15 protein-coding genes are annotated in these 18,735 nt (G+C 66.1%); 9 read left to right on the top strand and 6 right to left on the bottom strand.

The genetic code is table 11. The annotated features are described in order from the left end of the window. Window positions 1-66: 66 nt before the first annotated feature. Window positions 67-1,536, bottom strand: a complete 1,470-nt coding sequence (locus N2603_RS15935) for an NAD(P)/FAD-dependent oxidoreductase (RefSeq protein ID WP_260389555.1) — start codon at window positions 1,534-1,536, stop codon at window positions 67-69. Window positions 1,537-1,733: 197 nt separating this feature from the next. Here N2603_RS15935 and N2603_RS15930 point away from each other — a divergent pair, with 197 nt between their 5' ends. Together N2603_RS15930 and N2603_RS15925 are read left to right on the top strand one after the other, a co-directional pair. Continuing rightward, complete coding sequence (locus N2603_RS15930; RefSeq protein WP_018642844.1) at window positions 1,734-2,270, top strand: SixA phosphatase family protein; 537 nt, start codon at window positions 1,734-1,736, stop codon at window positions 2,268-2,270. Between the two features lie 176 nt (window positions 2,271-2,446). Continuing rightward, on the top strand, window positions 2,447-2,872 hold the full coding sequence (locus N2603_RS15925) for a universal stress protein (protein ID WP_018642845.1): 426 nt from the start codon (window positions 2,447-2,449) through the stop codon (window positions 2,870-2,872). 999 nt (window positions 2,873-3,871) lie between these two features. Here the strand turns inward: N2603_RS15925 and N2603_RS15920 are convergent. Beyond that, on the bottom strand, window positions 3,872-4,108 hold the full coding sequence (locus tag N2603_RS15920) for a DUF1127 domain-containing protein (protein WP_260389554.1): 237 nt from the start codon (window positions 4,106-4,108) through the stop codon (window positions 3,872-3,874). Window positions 4,109-4,294: 186 nt separating this feature from the next. Between N2603_RS15920 and N2603_RS15915 the strand changes: the two genes are divergently transcribed. Then, a complete protein-coding gene (locus tag N2603_RS15915) occupies window positions 4,295-5,638 on the top strand; it encodes an aminotransferase-like domain-containing protein (protein WP_260389553.1) in 1,344 nt (447 codons plus the stop codon). A gap of 13 nt (window positions 5,639-5,651) precedes the next feature. Here N2603_RS15915 and N2603_RS15910 read toward each other — a convergent pair whose 3' ends face one another. Beyond that, complete coding sequence (locus N2603_RS15910; RefSeq protein ID WP_260389552.1) at window positions 5,652-6,233, bottom strand: hypothetical protein; 582 nt, start codon at window positions 6,231-6,233, stop codon at window positions 5,652-5,654. A 64-nt stretch (window positions 6,234-6,297) separates the two neighbouring features. On the opposite strand from N2603_RS15910, the gene N2603_RS15905 reads away from it, so the two are divergent. Then, a complete protein-coding gene (locus N2603_RS15905) occupies window positions 6,298-6,732 on the top strand; it encodes a hypothetical protein (protein ID WP_018642849.1) in 435 nt (144 codons plus the stop codon). A 4-nt stretch (window positions 6,733-6,736) separates the two neighbouring features. Here the strand turns inward: N2603_RS15905 and N2603_RS15900 are convergent, their stop codons facing one another. The 3 genes from N2603_RS15900 to N2603_RS15890 all read right to left on the bottom strand — a co-directional run bounded on the left by N2603_RS15900 (window position 6,737) and on the right by N2603_RS15890 (window position 11,371). Further along, complete coding sequence (locus tag N2603_RS15900) at window positions 6,737-9,136, bottom strand: bifunctional diguanylate cyclase/phosphodiesterase (RefSeq protein WP_018642850.1); 2,400 nt, start codon at window positions 9,134-9,136, stop codon at window positions 6,737-6,739. A 112-nt stretch (window positions 9,137-9,248) separates the two neighbouring features. Next, window positions 9,249-10,658: an MFS transporter gene (locus N2603_RS15895; RefSeq protein WP_260389551.1), complete on the bottom strand. Its 1,410-nt coding sequence runs from the start codon at window positions 10,656-10,658 to the stop codon at window positions 9,249-9,251. Between the two features lie 206 nt (window positions 10,659-10,864). After that, window positions 10,865-11,371, bottom strand: coding sequence for a YciE/YciF ferroxidase family protein (locus N2603_RS15890; protein WP_018642852.1), 507 nt, complete (start codon window positions 11,369-11,371; stop codon window positions 10,865-10,867). 426 nt (window positions 11,372-11,797) lie between these two features. Here N2603_RS15890 and N2603_RS15885 point away from each other — a divergent pair, with 426 nt between their 5' ends. The 5 genes from N2603_RS15885 (at window position 11,798) to kdgD (ending at window position 18,712) form a co-directional block, all read left to right on the top strand. Continuing rightward, window positions 11,798-12,880, top strand: coding sequence for a lysylphosphatidylglycerol synthase transmembrane domain-containing protein (locus tag N2603_RS15885; RefSeq protein WP_260389550.1), 1,083 nt, complete (start codon window positions 11,798-11,800; stop codon window positions 12,878-12,880). Between the two features lie 86 nt (window positions 12,881-12,966). After that, window positions 12,967-14,919, top strand: a complete 1,953-nt coding sequence (locus N2603_RS15880) for an SGNH/GDSL hydrolase family protein (protein WP_260389549.1) — start codon at window positions 12,967-12,969, stop codon at window positions 14,917-14,919. A gap of 338 nt (window positions 14,920-15,257) precedes the next feature. Next, window positions 15,258-16,610, top strand: a complete 1,353-nt coding sequence (locus N2603_RS15875) for an MFS transporter (RefSeq protein ID WP_260389548.1) — start codon at window positions 15,258-15,260, stop codon at window positions 16,608-16,610. A gap of 122 nt (window positions 16,611-16,732) precedes the next feature. After that, window positions 16,733-17,638 carry a LysR family transcriptional regulator gene (locus N2603_RS15870; protein WP_018642856.1) on the top strand — a complete coding sequence of 302 codons (906 nt, stop codon included), beginning with the start codon at window positions 16,733-16,735 and terminating at the stop codon, window positions 17,636-17,638. Window positions 17,639-17,767: 129 nt separating this feature from the next. Then, the gene (gene kdgD, locus N2603_RS15865; RefSeq protein ID WP_260389547.1) at window positions 17,768-18,712 is read left to right on the top strand and encodes a 5-dehydro-4-deoxyglucarate dehydratase; all 945 of its coding nucleotides are present in this window, start codon (window positions 17,768-17,770) and stop codon (window positions 18,710-18,712) included. The last annotated feature ends 23 nt before the right edge of the window (window positions 18,713-18,735 follow it).

Here is an 18,735-nt window from a genome sequence, read left to right as displayed (position 1 = left end):
AGTCCACGCCCTGAGATACGGGCTCTAACGGCCGACGTTACACTTCCGGGCGGAGGATTTCTCAACTTATTGCGAGACGCTCTGGTCCTGGACAGCCGGTTCCGGAGCCTGCTTCACGCCTTGGGCCGCATGTTCCGGTGCAGGCGCCGGCCGCGGCCGCACGCCGGGGGGCGGACGGCGCGGCCCGGTCCCGGCGGCGCGGTTGGCTTCGGCGAGACGGGCCTCGCGCTCCCTGTCCTTGACCCTGGCACGTTCGCGGTAGCGGGCGAGCGAGCCCGCGGCGGCGGAGCTCGCCCTGCCCCAGATGCCGACCAATTGGCCGGCAACACGGCCGGTCGCCCCGCCCGCCCAGACCAGCTCGAACGGCGAGAACAGCTTCCAGCGTTCATCGCCCCACAGGATGCTGCGCGCGATCAACTGTCCGGCCATGGCCGAAGTGTTCATGCCCTGGCGGCCGAATCCGCTCGCCACCCACAAGCCTTTGCGCAACTGGCCGATCTGCGGCATGCCGTGCACGGTCTGGCCGGTGGCGCCGGCGAACGTCTCGGTGATCTCGACGTTGCCGAGCTGGGGGAAGATCGTGCGGATGCGCCGCTTGACGCTGCCTGCAAAACGCTGCGGTCGCGCGGCCCAGGTGGTCTCCGGGCTCTCCCACATCAGGCGGTCGCCATCGACGATGCGGAAATGATCGACGCCGTCGGAATCCATCACCGATCCCTTGAAGGCGATGATCTCCTGCACCCGCTCGCCGAGCGGCGCGGTGATGCCGGCATAACGCCAGACCGGCAGCAGCGTCTCCGACAGGCGTCGCAAGGGCGCGCCGAGATGGATGTTGCCGGCGAGCACGATGTGGGTGGCGCGTAGCCGCGCCGATGGCGTGACGATGCGCTTGCGGATGCCGGAATGATCGATGCTGACGACCGGCGTCTCCTCGAAGATGCGGGCGCCTGCCCGCCGCGCCAGCCCTGCAAGGCCGTGCACGTATTTGCGGCCGTCGACCTGGAACGCCCTGGGGTAGTGCACGCCGTGGAAGTAATGATCGGTCTTCAGCGCCTCGCGGACGCGATCGACCTGCCAGCCCTCGACCTCGGTGTCGAAATCCTCGTTCAGCATCTGCAACCGGCTGATCAGGCGGTCGCCGGCATCGACGTTGGAGACCTCCAGCACGCCGTCGCTGGGGGCGATCCCCGGCATGTTCTCCTCGGTGGCGTTGGCGCGGACGAATTCGGCCCCCTCCTTCGACAGCGCCCACAATTCGCGGGCGTCCTCGAAGCCGATGCGCTCGATCAGCTCAGTGAGCGGCAGCGCAAAGCCCGGCATCACGGTGCCGAGCTGGTTGCCGGAGGCATTCCAGCCGACATGCCGGCCCTCGAGCACTGCGACGCTGGCCCCGAGCCGGGCCGCCTCCAGCGCGATGGAGAGCCCCGCAAGCCCGGCTCCGATCACGCAGATATCGGCGTCGAGCTCGAACGACAGCCGCGTGCGCTCGCGAAGGCCGGCTTCTTCCTGGGATACGCTTGTGAAAGTCTCGCTCATGTCGTTTTCTTAGAGCATGAACCGGAAAAGTGTGCAGCGGTTTTTGCGAAAAGATCATGCTCATAACAACAACTTAAATCGCGATGACGATTTGTTCTTGCCTCATCGCCGCTTTAAAGAACCGATCGGGCGCTTGTCACCTTGTCCTCAACCGGCGTCTGTAGATTATCCTGGACGTGGAACGATTCGAGAATGCCATGCGCCGTTTGATGCTGCTGCGTCACGCCAAGACCGAGACTGACGCGCCAAGCGGCCGTGACCAGGATCGCCGCCTCGACGACCGCGGCCACAAGGATGCCGCCCAGATAGGCGACTGGATCGCCAGCCATCCGCCCTTCCCCAATGCCGTGCTGGTGTCGCATGCCGTCCGCGCCCGGCAGACCTGGGACATCGCCTGGGACACGATGAAGGACCGCGTCCCGGCGCCGCAGGTCGAGATCCTGCCAGAGCTCTATCACGCCGATCCCGCGCAGATCCTGGAATCCATTCGCACTGCAACTATTCCCTCCGATCCGAAGCGGTTGCTGCTGGTCGGCCACAATCCCGGCATGCACGAGATCGCCCTGATGCTGATCGGCGGCGGCGATCACGCCGGCGCCAAGGCGCTCGCCCACAACCTGCCCACGGCGGGGCTTGCGATCTTCGACTTTGACGTCAAGGATTGGGGGGACGTGGCCTACCGCCGCGGCAAGCTGGTGCTGTTCGTCAGCCCCAAGCTGCTTCGATCGGCCTGAGACGCGCGGGCGCCGTCTCGACCGGTTGTCAGCTTGGTCCACATGAGCGTTTTCGAGCGAAGTGGACACCGGTTCGCGTCAAGAAAACGCGTCCAAACAAGAAGCTGGAGCTCCGTTCCGATTCCATCGGAACGAAAATGGCTCTAGACTTCCTGACTGGAAGACTGGAGGCGCAGATGTTCAAGTCCATCCTCGTGCCCATCGACCTCGCCGACACCGACCTCGCCAAGCCGGCGATCGCGACCGCGGCCACGCTGTCGCAGACCTGGAGCGGCACGGTGCGCCTGCTCAACGTGCTGCCGATGACGCCGGTGATGCTCGCCGAATATGTGCCGGCCGATTTCGACGAGCAGCAGCGCCAGACTTCGGAGGAAGCCCTCGCCATCGTCGCGCGCGAATCCGGCATCGAGCCTGCTCGCATCTCCAGCGTGGTTCGCCAGGGCGGCATCTACCACGAGATCCTCGAGGAAGCCGTGCACATGAAGGCCGATTTGATCGTGATGACCTCACACCGGCCGGCGATGCGCACCTATTTCCTCGGCTCCAATGCCGGCCACGTCGTGCGCTATGCCAAGTGCTCCGTGCTGGTGGTCAGGCACTGAGGGCAGCAGCGAGTTCTCAATTCGTAGCCCGGGTGAGCGAAGCGACACCCGGGACTGCTCGCGGACGGAATCCCGGATATCGCTTCGCTCATCCGGGCTACAAGACCTTGCGCTGCCCGTCGGGCAAAACACCCAAGAAATCGGTCAAGACGTCCCGCCAAAAATATTCCGCTTTACCGAAATTCGGAATTGACGGATAGTGCACCCACTCCGGCCCAAGGAAGAGGGGCGTATCGCGATCGTCACGAACGCGGGCCGGGCGGCGGTGGACGCAGATGGCGTTGGCGCGAACGGATTTGCAGGGCGGGAGACCGTGAGCAAGGTCGTCGTGCATACGACCGGTGCCATCAGCGTACGGCCAAATCGTGTGGTCCTGGCGCCCGGGGTCTGTGCGCCAAGTCTTGCGGTGATGTGGCGACCCGACCGGGCGCGCGCACCAGTCATCCGCATGGCGACGGGGGCAATAGTGCATCGCTCCCCGAGGAGAGCGCGACATAAACCGTAAAACCACTGCGCAGGGAAGGCCGTGTGTTAGGCTTCACCTGTATGCCGCTGTGCAAATTCCTTGTTGCCACCTTTCGCACAGTGGACCGTGGGTGCCCGGCCGGCACCCGGTCTTCCCTGCGCCCTCTTTCATTGGGGGCAAGGCATCGAGGCAAAGCTCGGGCGAGATGAGCCGCGAGGACGCGAAGGTGTGTCTGCGATTGAGACGCGAGCAAAGGAACGATGGTGCCAACCACACACTCCGTCATTGCGAGCGCAGCGAAGCAATCCAGACTGCCTCCGCGGAAAGATTCTGGATTGCTTCGCTGCGCCCGCAATGACGATGCGGAAACAGTTGCGCCCGAAAACTCCGCTCTCGTGCCCCGGACGCGGCGCGGCGCTACTTCAGCGGTGCGCTGCAGCGCCGGGGCCCATGCAGCAGCGAGTGCGGGCCTGCGGGGTCCCGGCGCTGCGGCGCGTCACTGCGTGCCGCACCGCGTCCGGGACACGAGAGGCTCACAGATACCGCGACAGCTCGGCCTTGAACTGCCCGTAGACGGCGTCCTCGATCTGGCTGCGATTGATGCCGATGTCGCGCAGGGCGCGGTCGTCGAGCTCGTTCAGGGTCTTGACGGCCGAGCGGCGCTCCAGGCGGTCGAACAGCGCGTAGGCGGCATTGGCGAGCGTTGCAAAAATTCCGCTCGACGAGGATGGGCGTAAGCTCCGCCCGGCAGTTTGCGAGATCGTGGTCATGTTTCTTCTCCGGCGTATCGTCCCGCGCGGCGAAGCAGGTGCCGTTGGCGCGGACGCATTCAGCGCCTGCACCTCATTTGCCGTCGGATTGCTCTCGCTCCCCTCGGCTCAATCGCGGAACTTGATGGAACTTAAATGCTCCAGTACACTACTCGGAGCAAGTAAAACATTGCTCTCGGTGCAATAATGTCCAAGTTCGAGTACGTGAAGCTTGCCGATGCCATTGCCGCGGATATCTCTAACGGCACGTTAAGGCCCGGCGACCGGTTGCCGCCGCAGCGCAATTTTGCCTATGATCGCGGCATCGCGGTCTCGACCGCGAGCCGGGTTTATACGGAGTTGCTCCGCCGCGGCCTCGTGGTCGGCGAGGTCGGCCGCGGCACCTTCATCTCCGGCGACATCAGGCGCGAGGTCGAGGCGCTGAGCGAGCCGCGCGATGCTCGGATCGATTTCGAGGTCAATTATCCGTTATTGCCGCAGCAATGGGCGATGATCGCCAAGAGCCTCGCGGGGCTGGAGCGCGTCGACGCGCTCGAATCCGCGCTGCGCGTCTCGACGAGCACCGGCACCAAAAGCGCGCGCAATGCGGCGGCCGCGTATCTCGCCCGCAAGGATTTTGCGCCGCAGGCCGAGCAGATCGTCTTCACAGCCAACGGCAAGCAATCGCTCGCGGCCGCACTCGCCGCGCTTGTCCCCACCGGCGGACGCTGCGGCGTCGAGGCGCTGACCTATCCTTACGTCAAGAGCATCGCAGCGCGGCTCGGCATCACGCTGGTCCCGATTCCAATGGACGAATTCGGCGCGCGTCCCGATGCGATCCAGAAGGCGCATCGCGAGGCGCATCTGTCGGCGCTGTACCTGCAGCCGATCATCCAGAATCCGCTCGGCGTCACCATGAACGCGACGCGGCGTGCCGACATCATGCGCGTTGCCGAGAAGCTCGATCTCACCATCATCGAGGACGCCGTCTACGGCTTCCTCGCCGACGACACGCCGCTGGCCGCGCTCGGGCCGGACCGCTGCATCGTGATCGACAGCCTGTCCAAGAAGGTCGCGCCGGGCCTCGCACTCGGCATCCTCGTCACACCGCCTCACTTGCGCGAGAGCGTGATGAGCGCGGTCCGCACCGGCGGCTGGATCGCCTCGGGCCACGCGCTCGCGTCCGGCCAGCGGCTGATGGCCGACGGCACCGTCGCCGAGCTGACGCGGCTGAAACGCCTCGACGCCGCACGCCGCCAGCAGACCGCGGCAAGGCTGCTCGCCGGCTACCAGATCGCGGCCGACACACGCGCATATCATTTGTGGTTGACGTTGCCGTCGCACTGGCGCTCGCAGACCTTCGTCGCCGCAGCAGCAAGGCGCGGCATCGCGCTGACGCCGTCCTCAACCTTCGCGATCGCGCATGGCCATGCACCGAATGCGGTGCGGCTCGCGCTCGCTCCGCCCACCCCGGAGCAGCTCGATTCCGGCCTGCGCACAATCGTCTCGCTGCTCGGCACCAAGGAAGAGGACTTCGACTCGACGGAGTAGCGCGCTGTGAAGACTACGGCAGCAGGGCCTTGGGCACGCGATCGAAACTGTAGCTCTGCGGCTGGTTGCGCCGCACGAAGCCGCCGACCTGCCAGGCGAACAGCGCGGCAAAGCCGAGGATGAACAGCACGCCGGCGAATTCGCCGATCATGAGGGCGCGGATCAACAGCCCGGCCATCGCCACGGCGAGCACCGCCAGGAACGCCAGCACCGCCGCATAGGTCTTGCGGCCGAGACCTGCGGTCAATTCGGCGCGGCTGCCCGCTTTCGCCATCCGCGCATGGAGCTCGATCAGAAAATCGCGAAAGCCGTTGTCCTGCGGCGCCATCAGGGCCGCGGTCTGCCAGCTCGTCGACAGGATCGCGATGCGGCCGCCGCCGCTGTGGCGGACATCGGCGCGAAAGCGGTGCTGCTGCATCGACACCGGGCGGAACGACAGCCGGATCGCCGAGATCTCGTCATAGCGCCACAGGCCCGAACGGCCGGCAATGTGCCAGGACAATCCCTCCTCCGTCAGCTCGAAGCGATGCGCCGAGCCGATCAGCGAGGCCTTGTAGGCGTAGCTCGTGGCCGCCTCGGCTCCGGAAACCTGCATCTCGAAATCAATCCCGTCCGCGATCCGCTTGCGCGATCGCCCTCGCCCATCCTACAAGCGAGGCATGGCTGAGACGACCTTTTTTCCGCGTCGCCTGATTCTCGGCGCCGCAATGATCTCCGGCGTGCTGCTCGCGCTCGCGGTGCACATGCTGGGCGCGCGCTACGGTCTCGACCTCGGCGGTCTCTGGCGCTCCGACACGCATGAGTTCATTCCGGCGGGCGCTGCGATCGCCTGGTGGCTGATCGCGACCGTCGGCTTCTCAGGCGGCTATTTCACGGCGAGCCTGATGCAGAGCGCGGTCTCCGGCCAGATCCCGCAGCGCATGCGGCAATTCCTGATCGCAGTCGGCGTGCTGCTGCTTGCGGGGGCCGGCCAGGTGGCCTCGGCGCCGAGCCCGATCCCGACGGTCTCGGGCGTGCTGGCCGGGCTTGCCGCATTGTGCCTCGGCGCCGTGATGGCGTTCTGCGGCGCGCACTTCGCGCTGCGCCGCGGCTGATCCTTCAGGCCGAGGCGCGCAGCCGAGGCCGGTCCAGCATCATCGCGACTTCCGAGGCAGGTCGCGGCTTGCTGAACAGATAGCCCTGCGCCTGGGTGCAGCCCTCGCGCCGGAGCAGCTCGAGCTGCGCGTCGTTCTCGACGCCTTCCGCCGTGGTGACGATGCCGAGGCTGCGGCCAAGGCCGGTCACGGCGCGGATGATCGCCATGGAATCCTCGCGCGTCGCAAGCTCCGACACGAAGGAGCGATCGATCTTGATCTTGTCGAACGGGAAGCTGCGCAGATAGCTCAGCGACGAGTAGCCGGTGCCGAAATCGTCGAGCGAGATCCGCACGCCCATGGCGCGCAGCTCGTGCAGCGTGGTGAGCGTCGCCTCGCTGTTCTGCAGCAGCACGGATTCGGTGATCTCGAGCTCGAGGCGGTGCGCCTCAAGTCCCGAGGCGGCCAGCGCCGCGGTCACGGAGGCGATCAGGTTCGGGCTCTTGAACTGCACCGGCGACAGGTTGACGGCGACGTCGACATCGTCGGGCCAGGTGGCCGCGTCGGTGCAGGCGGAGCGCAGCACGAATTCGCCGAGCTGGACGATCAGACCGGTCTCCTCGGCGAGCGGAATGAAGCTGACGGGAGCGATCAGGCCACGCTGCGGATGGTTCCAGCGGAGCAGCGCTTCGAAGGCGACGACCCGGCCGCTGGCGACGTCGCGGATCGGCTGGTAGTACGGCTGGAACTCGTCGCGCTGCAGCGCCGCGCGCAGATCCATTTCCAGGAGGCGCCGCGCCTGCGCGCGCGCATCCATGCCGGTCTCGAAGAAGCGATAGGTGCCGCGGCCGTCCGCCTTGGCGCGGTACAGCGCGAGGTCCGCGTTCTTCAACAGCTCGTCCGGATTGTTGCCGTCCTGCGGCGACAGCGAGATGCCGATCGAGACACCGATGACGATCTGATGGTCGTCGATCTCGTAAGGCGCCGAGATCACCTCGACGAGGCGGGCGGCAAGCGACCGCGCAGCGGCTTCCTCCGACCGTCCGATCTGGACCACGGCGAATTCGTCGCCGCCAAGCCGCGCCACGGTGTCGTGCTCGCCGACCGTGGCCTTCAGCCTGCGGCCGACCTCCTTGAGCAGCGCATCGCCGATGGGATGGCCGAGCGAGTCGTTGATGTCCTTGAAGTGGTCGAGGTCGAGACAGAGCACCGCGAGCTGGTCGTCCGACCTCGCCCGGTGCAGTCCCTGCTCGAGCTCCTCGTGGAACAGCACGCGGTTCGGCAGGCCTGTCAGCGCGTCATGGCGCGCCATGTGCGTGATCTTGGCTTGAGCCTCCAGCCACTCGGTGATGTCCTCGAAGGTCGCGACCCAGCCGCCGCCCTGCATCGGCTGGTTGACGACACGGATGGAACGGCCGAACCGGTTGACGACGTCGGTCGTGGTGCGGCCCTCGCGCGCATCGGCGACGAGGCGCGCGAAGAATTGATCGGCGTCGCCCTGCCACTGGCCCTTGGCCTGCTCTTCCCTGAGCACGTCGACCAGCAGGCGGCCGGTGAGCGCGATGTCGGTGCGGCGAAGCATCGCCGCATAGCGCTCGTTGAACAGGATGATCTTGCCGTCCGCATCGAACATGCACAGTCCCTGCGACATGTTCTCGAGTGCGGAGTCCAGCACCAGTTGCTGGCGTCCGAGCTCGCCCTTGGCGCGGCGGTCGAGCAGCGCGGCAACGAGCGCAATCGCGATGATCGCAACCGCGGCGGTGGCGGTGAGGAAGGACATCGAGGCAGGCGGAACGGCGAGCCCGCTGATCGCGAGCGTCGGGTCCGGCGTCAGCAGCACGGCGCCCATCGCGGTGAAATGATGTGCGACGATGGCGAGCGTCAGCAAGGCGGTCGCGCCCAGCGCATGGGAGAGATCGTCGCGTCGCGCGGCGACGAACAGCGCGAGTGCGGCAAAGACAATTCCGAGCAGCACCGAGGCGGCAACCGTGCTTCCGATCCAGTCCACGCGGGCCGGCATCTCCAGCGCCGCCATGCCGGTGTAGTGCATCGCCGCGACACCGCCGCCGACGATGGCGCCGCCGACGATGACCCAGGCCGCGCGTGAGGACGATACCGCGATGCTCAGCCCCACGAAGGTCACGGAGATCGCGAGGATCAACGAAAGTATCGTGACGGGGATGTTGTAGGCGCCGGCGCCGCCCGGCCCATAGGCGAGCATCGCGATGAAATGCGTCGCCCAGACGCCGCATCCGCTGACGGCAGCATCCAGAGCGATCCAGGCGAGCCGTCCCGGGCCCCGCGTCGCGCGCGCCCGGTGAAACAGGCTGATGGCTGCGGCGCTCGCGAGCAGGCACACCGCTCCGCCCAGCGCAACCAGTCGCCAATCATGCTCGTCGGTGAGACAGTAAAGAACTTGATACATTGCCGGCCCCTATGGAGCCGCACTTCAACCGACAGAGGTGGACGATCGGTAACCGGCTATGTGCCGGTTCCGCGGATGGTGAACGGGAGATGTGTTCATTCGCTCGGATTGTTCATCCTCGCGAGGGCGCGCCGATCCCGATCACGGCCGCAGCGAGCAGCAGGACGGAAGCCGATACGGCCAGCGAGGCGTGCAGGCCGGCCATGAAGGCTCCCTCCGAGGCCACCAGCGAGCCGAACAGCGCAACGCCGAGCACGCTGCCGGTCTGCCGCGTCGCGTTCAGGACGCCGGCCGCGATGCCGGAGCGCGCCTTCTCGACACTGCCCAGCAGGGTCGAGGTCAGCGGCGGCACCAGCAGCCCGAGGCCGCCGCTGATCGCGATCATCTGCGCGCAGATCATCCAATAGCGCGTGTCAGCCTCGATCCAGAGCAGGCCGAGACAGCCCAGCGCCGAGATACTGGCGCCGACCACGATGGTCGGGCACGCGCCGATGCGCTCGGCAAGGCGCGGCGCCAGCAGATTGACCGGCAGCACCGCCGCCATCATCGGCACAAAGGCGAGCCCGGTCCACCACGCCGACAGCCCGTTGATCCTCTGGAAGTACAGGCTGAGCACGAAGATCAGTCCGTAGATCGCGATGTTCACCAGCAGTCCGACGAACGCGGTCAGGGTAAACAGCCGGTGACCGAACAACGACAAGGGCAGCATCGGTTGCGCCGCGCGGCTTTCCCGCCAGATAAACAGCACGCCCAGGACCAGGGCCGCCGCGAAGGCCGCAAGCACGGCCGGATGATCCCAGCCGAGCGCCCCGCCCTCGATGATCGCGCCGGCCAGCGCCCCCAGCGCGCCGATCGCTGCGAGCTGGCCGGGCAGATCGATCTCGCGCGAGGGCGCGCGCGTGGTCTCGGTCGCATAACGCCAGCTCAGCCAAAGACCCATCAGGCCGATCGGGAGGTTGACGAGGAAGATCGCGCGCCAGCCGACCAGGGTGATCAGCGCGCCGCCGACGAAGGGGCCCGCGGTGAGCGCCAGGCTGGCGCCGGCAGCCCAGATCGCAACAGCCCGGCCGCGCGCGCGATCATCTGTATAGGCATGATTAAGCAGCGCCAGCGAATTCGGCACCAGGATCGCCGCCGCCAGCCCCTGGACCAATCGTGCCGCGATCAGCACCATGGCATTGGGCGACAGCGCGCAGGCGAGCGAGGCCGCGGTAAAGATGGCGAACCCCGCCATGAAGACGCGCTTGGCGCCGATCCGGTCGCCGAGCGCGCCTGATGTCAGGATGAAGGCTGCAAAGGCGATGGTGTAGGCGCTGACCACCCATTGCAGCTCGGCCACCCCGCCGCCGAGTGTCTTGCCCATCGCATCGAGCGCGGTGTTGACGATGGTGACGTCGAGCTGCACCACGCCGTAGCCGAGGCTCATCGCGGCCAGCGTCAGCGAGGTCGCAAGACGCGAGCCGGCACGCCGTGCGCCGGCTCCGTCGTCGAAGGTTTCATATTTGATGGTGCTCACGCGCATGCTGCCACCTCAGTTGCAGCCCCATGCGAACCATACGCGCCCGGCGCGCCATCATGCTTCGATAATGGCGGAAGGATGGCCGCAGCAGCGCAAGGATACGGAGAAGCCGCGGCGTACCGGATTCCCCGCCTTCGCGGGGAATGACGACGGCCGAGGCAAGGCAAAAGCGCCGCGCGAACCGCGGCGCTTTCCTGGCTACACCAGCCCTAGCTCGCCGCGCGCAAATTCACCTTGCTCTCGGCAAGCGCCGTCAGCTTCTTGTCGGTCGCCTTCTCCTCCTCCAGCGTCTTGGCCAGCACGGTGGCACAATCGTTGCGGCCGAGCTGCTTGGCCCAGGCGATCAGGCTGCCGTAGCGTACGATTTCGTAATGTTCGGCGGCCTGCGCCGCATTGATCAGCGCGGCGTCGAGCACCGCCTTGTCGGCGACTTCGCCGGCGGTCTCATCGGCCTCCTCGATGATGCCGTCGATGGCCGGGCAGTCGACCGCCTTCACGGCAACGCCGTGCATCCTGAACACTTCCTCGAGCCGCGTGACATGTTGCTTGGTTTCTTCGAGGTGCGTCAAAAAGCCCTGTTTCAGCTGCGGATCGGTGGCCTTGCTGGCCATTTTCGGCAGCGCCTTGGTGAGCTGCTGCTCGGCATAGTAGATGTCCTGGAGCTGGTGCACGAACAGGTCGTTCATGGTTTTGATGTCCTTTGTGAACAGTCCCATCGTTCCAATCCTCTTGCGTTTCGGGAACACGGAGGCCGCGGCTTGCACGAAAAGCCGCTTATTCCGCCATGTTCGGTTACTGATGAGCCGCTAACGAGAGCCCGGCATCGACGTTCCATAAAAGCCAGCATCGCTTGAGCTGGAACAATGCAGGCGGCGGCACGATATGAGAGTGTGCCGACATGTGAACGTCCGATCCGGTCCGATCCGCCGACTCATATGCTTAACGCGCGCCCGATGTGAACCGCATATGACAAAAGTAGTCGGTCTTGCGCAGAACCTATCCTTGTCAAGGGCTGCACAAGTCACTGTTTTTGCCTTAAATGAGCTGGATCATATCCAGCGATCGACACTGCCTTCGGCAACGATCGCGCCCGACTGGCCCATGCCCGGCCGGGTCGGTCTTGCCCCCCGCCGGGAGGATGAATGCACGGACTGCTGACCGCGCTGAAACGCGGCTTCAAGAGATGGATTGGCTGGCGACGGCTCGGAATTGCCGCGAGCGTGTTCATCATCGCCTTCGCCATCACAACGCTGGTGCGGACCCTCAAGGGCATCGATACCGGCGTGATCCTGACCGCGTTAACCGAGATTCCCCGCGGCAGCATCGGGCTGGCGGCGATCTGCGTCTTCTTCGCGTTCTGTACGCTGACCTTCTATGACTTTTTTGCACTGCGAACGATCGGCAAGAAGCACGTTCCCTATCGCATCGCAGCGCTCTCCAGCTTCACGTCCTATTCGATCGGCCACAACATCGGCGCCACGGTGTTCACCGGCGGTGCGATCCGCTTCCGGATCTACTCGGACTATGGGCTGAACGCGATCGACGTCGCGAAAATCTGCTTCCTATCGGGCCTGACCTTCTGGCTCGGTAACATCTTCGTGCTCTCGATTGGCATGGCCATCCATCCGGATGCCGCGTCCTCGATGGATCAGCTCCCCTCGTCGCTCAACCGGTTGATCGCGCTCGGCGGCCTTGCCTCGATCGGCGCCTATCTGGTCTGGCTTTGCATGGGCGAGAAGCGGCGCGAGCTCGGCCAGAAGGGCTGGAAGGTGGTGCTGCCCTCGGCGCCCCTGACGCTGCTGCAGATCCTGATCGGCGTGGTCGATCTCGGCTTCTGCGCCACGGCGATGTACCTGCTGATGCCGGCCAATCCGCCGATCGACTTCCTCTCGCTCGCCGTGGTGTTCATCCTGGCGACGCTGCTCGGCTTCGCCAGCCATGCGCCCGGCTCGATCGGCGTGTTCGACGCCGCCATGCTGGTGGCGCTGCCCGAATTCGGCCGCGAGCAGCTCCTGGCGACGCTGCTGGTGTTCCGCCTGCTCTATTTCGTGATCCCGTTCGGCCTCGCCATCTCCATCATGGGCACGCGCGAGCTCTGGATGAACGTGGTCGAGCCTTGGCAGGAGCGACGGCGGCTGGCGGAGGCTTGCGCCCAGGCCAATCTGCCCAAGCAGGTGGCGCCGATGGAGCGCGAACGGCTGCTGCGACAGGCCAATAAACGGTAGGCTGCGATCTGGAGCCGGAGGGCTTGCGGGCGGGGAGGCAATCCCCTCTTATTTCCGCCTCAACTTTGCCGTTGAAAACGCGGGCCATGATCCCTGTATCCCTTCGCACCCTCTCCGCAAGCGTCCTGCTGCTTGCCGGAATTCTGGCCGCTTCGCCGCTCCCGCGCGCAGCGGCGCAGGACGCCGGCGCCATGCAGATTTCCTGGGAGGTGCGCAACCGCTTCCGCCTGTTCCGCGAGGAGCGCGACTTCCTGCTTCATGTCGAGAATGCGCGTAACCGCAGCATTCTCGCCGCCGAGCAGTCGCTGGAGCTGCAGAGCGAGGGTCGTGGCTGGGCCCGCAACATGGTCAACCGGCTCTGCATCGACCTGCAGGGCCGGGTCAACCAGCCCTGCACCCGCGACAACGTCAAAGAGAACTACATCACGCCGATCGACCATCCCGTGACCGTGCGCCTCGTCGGCGCGGTGCCGGTCGGGGCCACCTGTGCCTGGACGTTCGACGACGGCGACGGACCGCAGGCCTCGACCTTCGACTGCGCCGAGCCGGTCAATCTGCGCGTCCGCTACGGCAAGCAGACCGTTGCGACCGTCGACATCTCCGCCGGCGCCGACCCGACCCAGCGCGTCCAGACCGAGATCCAGGTGCGCGACGTCTTCGTCGCCGGCTTAGGGGACAGCATCGCCTCGGGCGAAGGCAATCCGGACCGCCCATTGGCGCTGTCGGACGAAGGATTTTGCTTCCGCTCCTATCTCGGCACCGCCGGCGCGCAGTACTACCGGCCGAGCCGGGCCGGCTACAAGGGCGGCCGCGCATGCGAGGCGCCGGACACGCTCGCCAACTGGCAGCACTACAGCGCGCTGTGGTTCAATGCGCCCTGCCACCGCTCGCTCTACAGTTACCAGGCCCGCACCGCATTGGCGCTCGCGGTGCGCTATACCCACATCGCGGTGACCTATCTGCCGCTCGCCTGCACCGGCGCCAGCATCGGCGACGGGCTGCTCGGCTCGCAGCGCGCCCGCGAATGCCCGCCCGGCAAGACCGGCGTCTGCAACACCAGCGTGAACGCGCAGGTCGCCGAGTTGCGCGAGGCGCTCACCGCGGCCAAGAAACGCCAGCCGGACCGCACGCTCGATCTCGTGCTGCTCTCGGTCGGCGCCAACGACGTCTATTTCTCCGGCCTCGTCGCCGACGTCATCGTCGAGACCGCGACCGAGCGCGCGCTGTTCCGCCGCTCCGGCGTGATGGCGAGCGTTGATGATTCCCGCGACGCGCTGGCGCGCGAGCTGCCACAGAATTTCGTCAAGCTGCGCGAGACCTTGAAGCCGCTGGTCGGCGGCGACCTCTCGCACGTGGTCTATGTCTCCTACGCCAATCCGGCGCTCGCCGACGGCGGCGTGCCCTGCCGCGGCGGCCGCGCCGGCTTCGACATCCACCCGTCCTTCAACGCCGATCCGCAGCGCCTCGCGCGCGTCTCGACCTTCGTCGACACCGAGTTCCTGCCGCAACTGAAGGGGCTGGCCACCTGCACGCGCGGTGCGCTGTGCCGCGATCCCGAAGCCGACCGCATGACCTTCGTCGATGCGCATCAGGCCGCATTCGCCGACCACGGTTTCTGCGCCCATTCCGGCAACGATCCCGAATTCGACCGCAGCTGCTTTGCCGAGAACGGCCAGAGCTTCAACCCCGATATCGTGAGCTCGGCGAGCCAGCCGATGCTGTGCGGCCGCGGCGCCTCGGAGTACCGCGCTTATCTGCCGCGCGCACGCTGGATCCGCGACGCCAATGACAGCTATTTCGCCGCGATGACCTATCCGCAAGGCTTGCCGGCCGCGAGCCAGCCGACCGACATCCACGACGCCACCTGGGGCGTGCTCTCCGCCGTCTATGGCGGCGCCGTGCATCCGAGCGCCGAAGGCCACGCCGCGATGGCGGATGCGGCATTGCCCGCGGCAAGCGCAGTGCTCGGCCTCGATGCCGTGCCGCCGAACGTGACGCGCGGGTTTCTGCCGCAGTTGCTGCCGAGCGCGCAGCAGTAGGCCACGCGACGACATCGTAGCCCGGATGAGCGCAGCGACATCCGGGACCACTCTCCCCGCATATCGCTACGCTCATGCGGGCTACCCGCCGCCCGCCACACCGTCATTGCGAAGCAATCCAGAATCCCTCCGCGGAAAGATACTGGATTGCTTCGCTGCGCTCGCAATGACGAGCTTGGGGCTGGCGTCTCGTCCACCCTCACGATCGTTCCCCCAACCTGGCGTTCCATCAATCCAAAAACGGCATCGATCGATACTGCCTTGAACTTGGACACCTTGCCGCACGCGCCTCTAGGACTCGCCTTGAGGAAACATTTCGAGTTCTAAGGAGGCGCGTGATGAGCGCAGTGGTGTCCGCAGCGGACGTGAGGAGGTCTCGCGTCAGGCTGTTCATCGTGACCATGTTGTTCCTGGTCACCACCGTGAATTATGCCGACCGCGCCACGCTCTCGATCGCCGGCCCCGCGCTCTCCAAGGAGCTGCATCTCGATCCCGTCGCCATGGGCTGGATCTTCTCGGCTTTCGGCTGGTCCTATGTCGTGGCGCAGGTGCCGGGCGGCTGGCTGCTCGACCGCTACGGCTCGCGCCTCGTCTATGCCTTCAGCATCATCATCTGGTCGCTGTTCACGCTGATGCAGGGCTGGGTCGGCTTCCTCAGCGCCGGCGCGGCCATCGTCGTGCTGTTTGCGCTTCGCCTGCTCGTCGGCGTCGCGGAGGCGCCCTCCTTCCCAGCGAATGCCCGCATCGTCGCGGCCTGGTTCCCGAGCAACGAGCGGGGCACCGCGTCGGCTTTCTTCAATTCGGGGCAGTATTTCGCCACCGTGATCTTCGCGCCGCTGATGGGCTGGATCGCTCACAGCTACGGCTGGCGCTTCGTGTTCTTCGTGATGGGCGCGCTCGGTGTCGTCATGGGCCTCGTCTGGCTCAAGACCATCTACGGTCCGAAGCAGCACCCCTCGATCAACGAGGCGGAGTTCGACTACATCAAGGAAGGCGGCGCGCTGGTCGATCTCGACGCGCCCAAGGACGATCAGCTGCGCGAGCGTGCGCCCGAGGCCGGCTCCGGCTGGGACCATATCCGGCAGCTTCTCTCCAACCGCATGATGCTCGGCGTCTATCTCGGCCAGTACTGCATCAACACGCTGACCTATTTCTTCCTGACCTGGTTTCCGGTCTACCTCGTCAAGGAGCGCGGCCTGTCGATCCTGCAAGCCGGCTTCGTGGCGACGCTGCCCGCCTTGTGCGGCTTCATCGGCGGCGTGCTCGGCGGCATCATCTCGGATGCGATCCTGCGCCGGACCGGCTCGCTGACCATGGCGCGCAAGATCCCGATCGTCGGCGGCATGCTGCTGTCGATGTCGATCATCGCCTGCAATTATGTCGACGGACAGGCGATGGTGGTCGGCTTCATGGCGCTCGCCTTCTTCGGCAAGGGCATCGGCGCGCTCGGCTGGGCGGTCGTCTCCGACACCTCGCCGAAGGAAGCCGGCGGCGTCTCCGGCGGCCTGTTCAACACCTTCGGCAACCTCTCCTCGATCACCACCCCGATCGTGATCGGCTACATCCTGGCCGCGACCGGCTCGTTCAACGGCGCGCTGGTGTTCGTCGGGCTCAACGCGCTGGTGGCCGCCTTCGCCTATCTCGTCATCGTCGGAAAGATCGAGCGGGTGACGCTCAAACGTTCCTCCTGAGAGCTCCCATGGGAGCTTGACCAGGCAACTCAACGGCGGCTTCACGGCCGCCGTCTTTGTTTTGGGGATGATCGATGCTAGAAGTGCCGGGGAAACGCCTTATCCATCTAAGGCATGTATCGATGTTCGACCTCAACCAGCTCCGCTGTTTCGTCACGGTGGCGGAGGAACTGCATTTCGGCCGCGCCGCCGCGCGGCTCAACATGACCCAGCCGCCGCTGTCCCGGCAGATCCAGGTGCTCGAGCACATCATCGACGCGCCGCTGCTCGAGCGCACCAGCCGCTCGGTGCGCCTGACGCCGGCGGGACGCAGCTTCCTGCCGGAGGCGCGGCGCATCCTGAAGCTTGCCGAAAGCGCCTCGCAGGTCGCCCGCCGCATCGCGCTCGGCAAGACCGGCTCGCTGAAGATCGGATTCACCGCGGCGGCCGCCTACGGCTTCCTGCCCGAGCTCGTCGCCGCCTGCCGCGCCAAGCTGCCCGAGGTGGACTTCTCGCTGAAGGAGATGGTGTCGGGCGACCAGTTCGAGGCGCTGACCTCCGGCCAGATCGACGCCGGCCTGCTCAGGCCGCCGATCGCGCGGCCCGAGCTGACCAGCCGCCGCGTCGTCGCCGAGCCCCTGCTCGCTGCGATCCCGAAGAAGCATCCGCTGGCCAATGCCGACAGCATCACCATCAAGGATTTCGACGACCAGCCCTTCGTGATGTATTCGCCCTATGAGAGCCGCTACTTCCACGACCTGCTGGTCGCCCTCTTCACCCGAGCCGACGTGCTGCCGCGCTACGTCCAGCATCTCAGCCAGATCCACTCCATCCTCGCCATGGTCCGCGCCGGCCTCGGCCTTGCCATCGTGCCGGCCGCGGCCGCGAGCCTGAAGATCTCCGACGTCCGGCTGCGTCCCCTGAAGCTCCGCAACCGCGTCCCGGTCGAGCTGTTCATGGTCTGGCGCCGCGAGGACGAGAATCCGCTGCTGTCGGCGCTGGTCAAAATCGCCGGTGAATTGTCCTCCGCGGAGACGATGGAAGATTGATGCTGAATCCGCATTGGTCGATATAGGCTTTGGCTTGGACGCGCATCGAACGGTTGCCTAAACCACGGCGCATGGACGCGCAGCCTTCTGCTTGCGTCCTCCACAACACGCAATAAGGGAGCCGCGCCCATGAGCAAGATGACCCCGCAGGAAATGGCCCAGAAGATCGGATCGGGCCTCCTGTCCTTCCCCGTCACGCCCTTCAAGGCGGACTATTCCTTCGACGAGGCGACCTACCGCGCCAACATGGACTGGCTGTGCGGCTATGATGTCGCAGGACTCTTCGCCGCCGGCGGCACCGGCGAGTTCTTCTCGCTGACCCCGACCGAGGTTCCCGAGGTCGTGAAGGTCGCCGTCGACGAGACCAACGGCCGCGTGCCCGTGCTCGCCGGCACCGGCTACGGCACCGCGATCGCCCGCGAGATCGCGATCGGCGCTGAAGAGGCCGGCGCCGATGGCCTCTTGCTGCTGCCGCCCTACCTCACCCATTCCGAGCAGGAGGGCCTTGCCGCCCATGTCGAGGCGGTGTGCGCCTCCGTGAAGATCGGCGTCATTGTCTACAACCGCGACAACGCCATCCTCCAGCCCGATACGCTCGCGCGCCTTGCCGAACGCTGCCCGAACCTCGTCGGCTACAAGGACGGCATCGGCGACATCGAGCTGATGACCCGCGTCTACACCAAGCTCGGCGATCGCCTGACCTATGTCGGCGGCCTGCCGACCGCCGAGACCTTCGCCCTGCCCTATCTCGACATGGGCGTGACGACGTACTCGTCGGCCGTGTTCAACTTCGTGCCGGAGTTCGCCACCAATTTCTACGCCGCCGTGCGCAAGCGCGACCATGCGGCGATCCATGCCGGTCTGAAGGATTTCATCCTGCCGCTGATCGCGATCCGCAACCGCAAGAAGGGTTATGCGGTCTCGATCATCAAGGCCGGCATGAAGGTGATCGGCCGCGATTCCGGCCCGGTCCGTCCGCCGCTGACCGACCTCACCGAGCAGGAGATCGCGGAGCTGGCCGCGCTGGTGAAGAAGCTGCCCGCCGCACGATCGTCACAACAGGCTGCAGAATAGCAGCCGACAACAGGAGGAGCGTG

The organism is Bradyrhizobium huanghuaihaiense, from assembly GCF_025200885.1.
Classification (GTDB): domain Bacteria; phylum Pseudomonadota; class Alphaproteobacteria; order Rhizobiales; family Xanthobacteraceae; genus Bradyrhizobium; species Bradyrhizobium huanghuaihaiense.
Note: the sequence above shows the minus strand (reverse complement) of the source record. Positions and strands in the feature narration are given on the sequence as shown.

Coding starts and splice junctions, on each gene's coding strand:
- N2603_RS15935 (WP_260389555.1), bottom strand. CDS start 1,536: ATGAGCGAGACTTTCACAAGCGTATCCCAGGAAGAAGCCGGCCTTCGC.
- N2603_RS15930 (WP_018642844.1), top strand. CDS start 1,734: ATGCGCCGTTTGATGCTGCTGCGTCACGCCAAGACCGAGACTGACGCG.
- N2603_RS15925 (WP_018642845.1), top strand. CDS start 2,447: ATGTTCAAGTCCATCCTCGTGCCCATCGACCTCGCCGACACCGACCTC.
- N2603_RS15920 (WP_260389554.1), bottom strand. CDS start 4,108: ATGACCACGATCTCGCAAACTGCCGGGCGGAGCTTACGCCCATCCTCG.
- N2603_RS15915 (WP_260389553.1), top strand. CDS start 4,295: ATGTCCAAGTTCGAGTACGTGAAGCTTGCCGATGCCATTGCCGCGGAT.
- N2603_RS15910 (WP_260389552.1), bottom strand. CDS start 6,233: ATGCAGGTTTCCGGAGCCGAGGCGGCCACGAGCTACGCCTACAAGGCC.
- N2603_RS15905 (WP_018642849.1), top strand. CDS start 6,298: ATGGCTGAGACGACCTTTTTTCCGCGTCGCCTGATTCTCGGCGCCGCA.
- N2603_RS15900 (WP_018642850.1), bottom strand. CDS start 9,136: ATGTATCAAGTTCTTTACTGTCTCACCGACGAGCATGATTGGCGACTG.
- N2603_RS15895 (WP_260389551.1), bottom strand. CDS start 10,658: ATGCGCGTGAGCACCATCAAATATGAAACCTTCGACGACGGAGCCGGC.
- N2603_RS15890 (WP_018642852.1), bottom strand. CDS start 11,371: ATGGGACTGTTCACAAAGGACATCAAAACCATGAACGACCTGTTCGTG.
- N2603_RS15885 (WP_260389550.1), top strand. CDS start 11,798: ATGCACGGACTGCTGACCGCGCTGAAACGCGGCTTCAAGAGATGGATT.
- N2603_RS15880 (WP_260389549.1), top strand. CDS start 12,967: ATGATCCCTGTATCCCTTCGCACCCTCTCCGCAAGCGTCCTGCTGCTT.
- N2603_RS15875 (WP_260389548.1), top strand. CDS start 15,258: ATGAGCGCAGTGGTGTCCGCAGCGGACGTGAGGAGGTCTCGCGTCAGG.
- N2603_RS15870 (WP_018642856.1), top strand. CDS start 16,733: ATGTTCGACCTCAACCAGCTCCGCTGTTTCGTCACGGTGGCGGAGGAA.
- kdgD (WP_260389547.1), top strand. CDS start 17,768: ATGAGCAAGATGACCCCGCAGGAAATGGCCCAGAAGATCGGATCGGGC.